This is a genomic window from Marinobacterium profundum (assembly GCF_001528745.1).
GTDB lineage: Bacteria > Pseudomonadota > Gammaproteobacteria > Pseudomonadales > Balneatricaceae > Marinobacterium_A > Marinobacterium_A profundum.
Genome location: NZ_BCNS01000213.1, coordinates 1 through 5,139 on the forward strand (window position 1 = coordinate 1; position 5,139 = coordinate 5,139).

The following is a 5,139-nucleotide window of genomic DNA, read 5'->3' on the forward strand; positions in this document are numbered from 1 at the left end:
TCCCGCTGGCGGTGTCTCGCAGGCTATCCAGCATCGCCACAGCCTGCCCGGTCTGGTCGAGCTTTCCTGCCGCCTCGGCCAGCGCTCCTAGTACATTGGCTTTGGCCGTGGAATAGTCGATCCTGCTGGCAGCGTCTCGCGCCGTTTCCAGCCACGCCACAGCCAGATCGGCCCGGCCCAGCTGGCCCGCGGCCTTGGCCAGCGCCCCTAAGACCTCGGCTTTGGCCCCGGAATCCTCGATCCCGCTGGCGGTCTTTCGCGCCATTTCCAGCCACGCCACGGCCAGGTCGGTCCGATTGAGCTGTCCCGCCGGCTTGGCCAGCGCCTGTAAGGCATTGGCTTTGATACGAGGGTCTAGGATACGATTGACTACATCAATAGCGTCTTCGACGTGGTTCCTATGAACAAGAGCAAGGGCACTCATTTGCAGTGAGTATGGGTTTTCCGCTTTCTGAGTCTGCGACCACAAGGCCCGCTCCATTAGCCAAATTTGCCCGCTATCGGTGTCATAAAAGATAATTAGGGATAACAAAAAAACAGCAACAGCACCTGCCGTTGCCAACCACCCGTTTCGACGCCACCGACTCTTCGCAATCAACGTTTCTTTTTGCGTTACCTTTGTGCCCCACACCAAATATTGTTTCTGCTTTTGTATCAGCCCCAATTCCCGCCAGCTCAACAGAAAGCGCGATGAACACTGATTGCCCATCCATTCGTTGACGCGCTTGTTCAAGAGCTGATTGGCTTTATCTGCACCGGACAAGGCCTCGCCGGCCAACCGGCGCAAGGCAGGAATAATACGTTCATGGGCCAACTCATGGCCCTGCTCATCTCCTTGCGGTCTGGGCGTGACAAGACGTACATCCCCACGCGACAACCATTGCACGGCCTCCTTGATATCTTCGGCCTTCAGCGAACTCGAAAGCGTCTTCTTAAGGTCTGTCAGTGTAAGTACACCCGCCCGCGTGTTGCTTTCCAGGTCGACCAGCGCCAATAGCACTTTGACCGCTGCCTGTCGGCGTGCCTCTGTTTCGCGTGCCTGAAGAGCCCGTTGTAGGAATCGCTCAAGCAGGCTTTCGATCCCACCGAGTTTTTGATAGGTCGTGCGATCAAAGGCTTTTCGCCCTGGACCTTTCTGGGCCTTGACGATCCATGCAAGAACTTGCAGGTCGACCGGTAAGACAAGCCCGTCCTGGTGACCGGCAAGCTCCAGTTCTGTGAGTTCTTTAACAAAACTTTCGTCGAATCCGAGATCTTCCGTTTCCGCCAGAACCCGAAATACTTCTACGGCTTGCCGTGGTTCGAACTTATCCAGACGAAAGTTTTCATGCGGACCCAGCGAATATCCCATGGCCTTTTGAAGCTCGGCCAGGCGGCCTACATAATCGCTGCGGATACTGACCAGTATCCGGACGTGATGGCCGGGCGGTTGGTGGTACCAGGCAGCCAAGGCATCCAGAAGCGGTCTTCGGTCTTCTTTGAGACGTTGGTGTACGAAGAACTGCTCGAACTGATCAAGCACTAACACAACGCCGGCACTGCCGGAAGACTGCGTATCAAGTCTTACAGCAGCATTGAGAAGGCCAGCGAAATCCAGGTCACTGACCTGTTCTTGTGATAGCAGTCTTTGCTGAACAAACGCCTGCCGAATGCGGTCAACAGTATCGCGCTCCGTTAATTTTGCGTAGATGCAACGGAAGCCCCGGCTTTCCAAACCAGGCCAGAGCCCGGCCTGTCCGAAAGATGTTTTGCCACACCCTGATTCGCCGGACAGGACACCGAAACGAAACTCAGGGTCGGTGAGGGTGTCCAGACATTCGCGCAGACTGTCGGCCCGCCCCAAACGTTTGAAAACATCGGCATCTTCGTAGCTGAACGACCAAAGCCCCTTGATTGCACTTCGTTCGCTGAGATCGGGGGGGGGGCGTCCGCTCTTGTGCTCACGAGCTCTGGCTCGAACAGCGACTATCAGAGCGCTAAAAAAAAACGCTCCAACCACAACCCCAAACGCAATCGGATACCACTCAGGTAAGAAATCTTCGGGGAGAATCAGGCCCGTCACCAAGGAATAGAATTTTTTGAGAGAAACTGGATTGAAAAGGCCAGCGACTACCACCGTGCATAGCACGAGCAGCGTCACCCAGTTCTTTTCGTAAACCTTCCCGGCGAGCCACATGACAGACTGAGTAGATTTCTCCACGAGCTGCCCGATGGAACCCAGCTCTGGTGTAGCCATCAGCAGGAAAACTCATTGAGTTGCGTTGTTTGTTACAAAATTACACGTCACCGAAAGTCGACGAAGACATACATCCAGAATAGCTCGTAGGATGAAAGAAGGCTGGTCATAATCGGCGTTACGGTAAATTATCATTACCGTAACGGAATGAACGTAACAACTCCAACAGTTGGAGTTATGCCCGGTAATCCTCGATTAACCTAAGCGCTCTGGCGCCCCCTTCATCGACTGGTTTCGTTAGCGGAAGGGCGGTAACCGGAAAGTTGACAGGTAGAACTCTCTTTTTTGGTGCCAGGCAGAAGGCGCCAAACGTGCATTTCATCAATTAGAGCACGCTTTACGTAGCTGCAATCAAGTTGAGCGACTCTGATGATGACGGCGAGCAATGGAACCAAGCCGTTGTGTGCTCGTTCTTCGGACCGGTTAGTCGTCATTGCGAAGGGCTGTCCCAACGATTGTGCCACTCCATGAAATGACGCAAGAGCCTACTGTGATCGGGCTGTGCAGATACCTCGCCAGGCAAGGCAATTCTCGTTCCATCAAAAGAGCCATAGGACGCGGCAAGTTGAGGCGCGATGCGTACAGTCCAAGTATTGGGTTCAATCGAAATAAGAAAGAGATCGAACAGTGTGTGAATGTCCCCCCGAAGCAGCACTCCATTCGAAAGCTGGTAATCCTGCTCATCTGCAAACGGAGTTATATGGGCTGCTTCGAGGGCGTCTACAACATCGCAGCCGGTGACCGCACAGTGTGCACCATATGCCAGCAGCAGGCGTGCCCTGAAGTCCGGTTGCCCGCGGCGGGTCCATATAGCCGCCAGCGCTCGTTCATCAGTGTCCACACGATCGGCGTCAGCATTTAGCTCAGGAGCACGATCGGGTGGCCTGCGGTACGACCCTCCCGCAAGAAACGCCGTGATGGCCTGTACCAAGAGGATACCTGACTCAACAGTGCTGATGGATACGCGCGGATACTTTTGGCTTGTTGGCGACTTGGCTGAGGTGCCAATCTCTGTAGTCAAATATGCCAGCCATTCAGTGACGTCCCTGCGGGACCGATTGTAAAGACGTGCTATGTTTTCGTCTGCAAGTGCTACCTCGACGGAGCCTCGCGAAGATGTACGCGAGAAGTATAGCGAGAAGACAGTATTGCCAGACCCCCGCTGATAGAGAACACCATGTTTCAGTAGCCGGCTATCGCACCTCTGCGATGATGCGAGTTCATTGAATGGCCCAATTAGCGATTCTGCGAGGTGGCGAGCTCCACCAACTTCAGCAATGCTCCTTAGCTGTTCGATATCGTGTGCTTTCATATAAGTCGTCCTCATCTGAAGGCTACCAAAGCGTTTTAGGCTGTATGCAGTCACTCACCAAATTAGCTTGTATTCGGTCCGGTGTGTTCCTGTACGCCACTCATATTGTCAGTTTCAGGAGGTGACTGCACCAGTTCCTTGGGTTTGCCGCCATGTGTGCTGGCTTCCTAGCGATTCTGGGTCTGAATACCCAGCCTGCGGCTATCAGGGCAGGGGAGCATTCCGGACCAGATAAGAACTGCGCCGCTGAAGAGCGCGCGGGCAGTTGTGTAATGCAGGTCACCGGGCCGAAAGGCCCAGTTATTCCAGAATGCTGGCGGAATATGGCAGGGTTTCATGCCTGATTGTACTCGAACGTTACTGCGAAGTGGATGGTCAAGCTTGCGACTTGAGTTCAGCTAGCAGCACCTCTCCATCTGATAGGTATGTAAGGGCTTGTACAAACTTTATATTTCGGTCTAGAACACGACGAATATCCTTAGGGGATAGAGACTTGTGCAGTTTTCTGAATCCTTCCAGTGTTTGGTAGTGGGTCTTATCCTCCCTTCCGTTATGAGGCGCCTTTTGGGTGTTACCCTCTGCGTTTCCGTAGGCAACAATTCCCTTTCCGGACTCGTACAGGAAGATCATGTCGCCTTTTTTGAAGCGGTTAATTTTCTCCTTGTAGCCGTCCTCAAAGGCTGCAGCAACACCTTTGTTTAGCATGAAATCGTGGTCCGCAACGTCATGCGTCTTGTTGGTGTTCAGAACGTAATAACGTAGTTTTCCTGTCTCGCTTTGAGGGAAATCAGCGTCAGCAGATGTGCCGTCCAGCTCCAGTTGTTTCCGTGCAGGCAGCAGATACTCGATGATCAGTCCGCGGATTAGCTCTTGCCGGGTGCAGTCTAAAGCATCCGCCAGGTCTCTGACTGCGGCGTCCTCTTCTGCAGTTATCCGGATAGTCATCGGTTCGGTGAGGGAGGGCTTCTTGTACTTCTCTTCGAGTTTTTTAAGGAAATCGCTCATAGCTTCACCATTGCTTTCGGTTAGTTTGTTAGGAAAGCATAGCAGTAATGATTCTAAAAAGAATCTCAAAAGATTCATTTATTTTCTTTTTTTTGTTTTTCTCACTTGTAGTGGCTCTGGAGCTAGGAGTTGTCAGGGTCGTTCAGACTCGGCTGATCTGACGTCCAGCGATCCTGAGCGCGAGCCTTGAGCGATTGCTGCAAGCCGATGATGTGCGCTTCGCCAAGGCCTCTCTGAGCAGCGTTTCGATGGCCATAGCGGAATGGCCACGTCGAAGGTGGTGACTGTCTCTATCCCTGACATAGTCCAGATCGCCTTTCAATCCGCCCTGGATATAATGCAGTGCTCAACGAAGCCCGTTAGGCTTGGGGTCGGTGTTTGTCAACGTAGTTGTCGTGCCGACCATTTTGTTATGCCGCCTTATTCTGAGTCGCTTCCTGCTTCTCGGGGTTGAGCATCACCGTCCCTACCGGTTGCCAATTACGCGTGTTGCCTGACCAGCGTTCCGGTCGTTCAGCGCGGGCTTGCTGGTACCTGTCTCTTATCCCCATCTCCGCGCCCACGCGACTCCTGAGCTGCTCGTATG

General features: G+C 53.4%; 3 protein-coding genes. All 3 read right to left on the reverse strand.

Features of this window, described 5'->3' with window-relative positions; genetic code table 11:
* The coding region (locus MPRO_RS26250; protein ID WP_216821368.1) for an nSTAND1 domain-containing NTPase at window positions 1-2,236 on the reverse strand (2,236 nt) is incomplete at its 3' end.
* 430 nt (window positions 2,237-2,666) lie between these two features.
* Window positions 2,667-3,548: an HNH endonuclease gene (locus tag MPRO_RS24480; protein ID WP_216821369.1), complete on the reverse strand. Its 882-nt coding sequence runs from the start codon at window positions 3,546-3,548 to the stop codon at window positions 2,667-2,669.
* 375 nt (window positions 3,549-3,923) lie between these two features.
* Window positions 3,924-4,553: a hypothetical protein gene (locus MPRO_RS24485; RefSeq protein ID WP_158651930.1), complete on the reverse strand. Its 630-nt coding sequence runs from the start codon at window positions 4,551-4,553 to the stop codon at window positions 3,924-3,926.
* Window positions 4,554-5,139 lie beyond the last annotated feature (586 nt).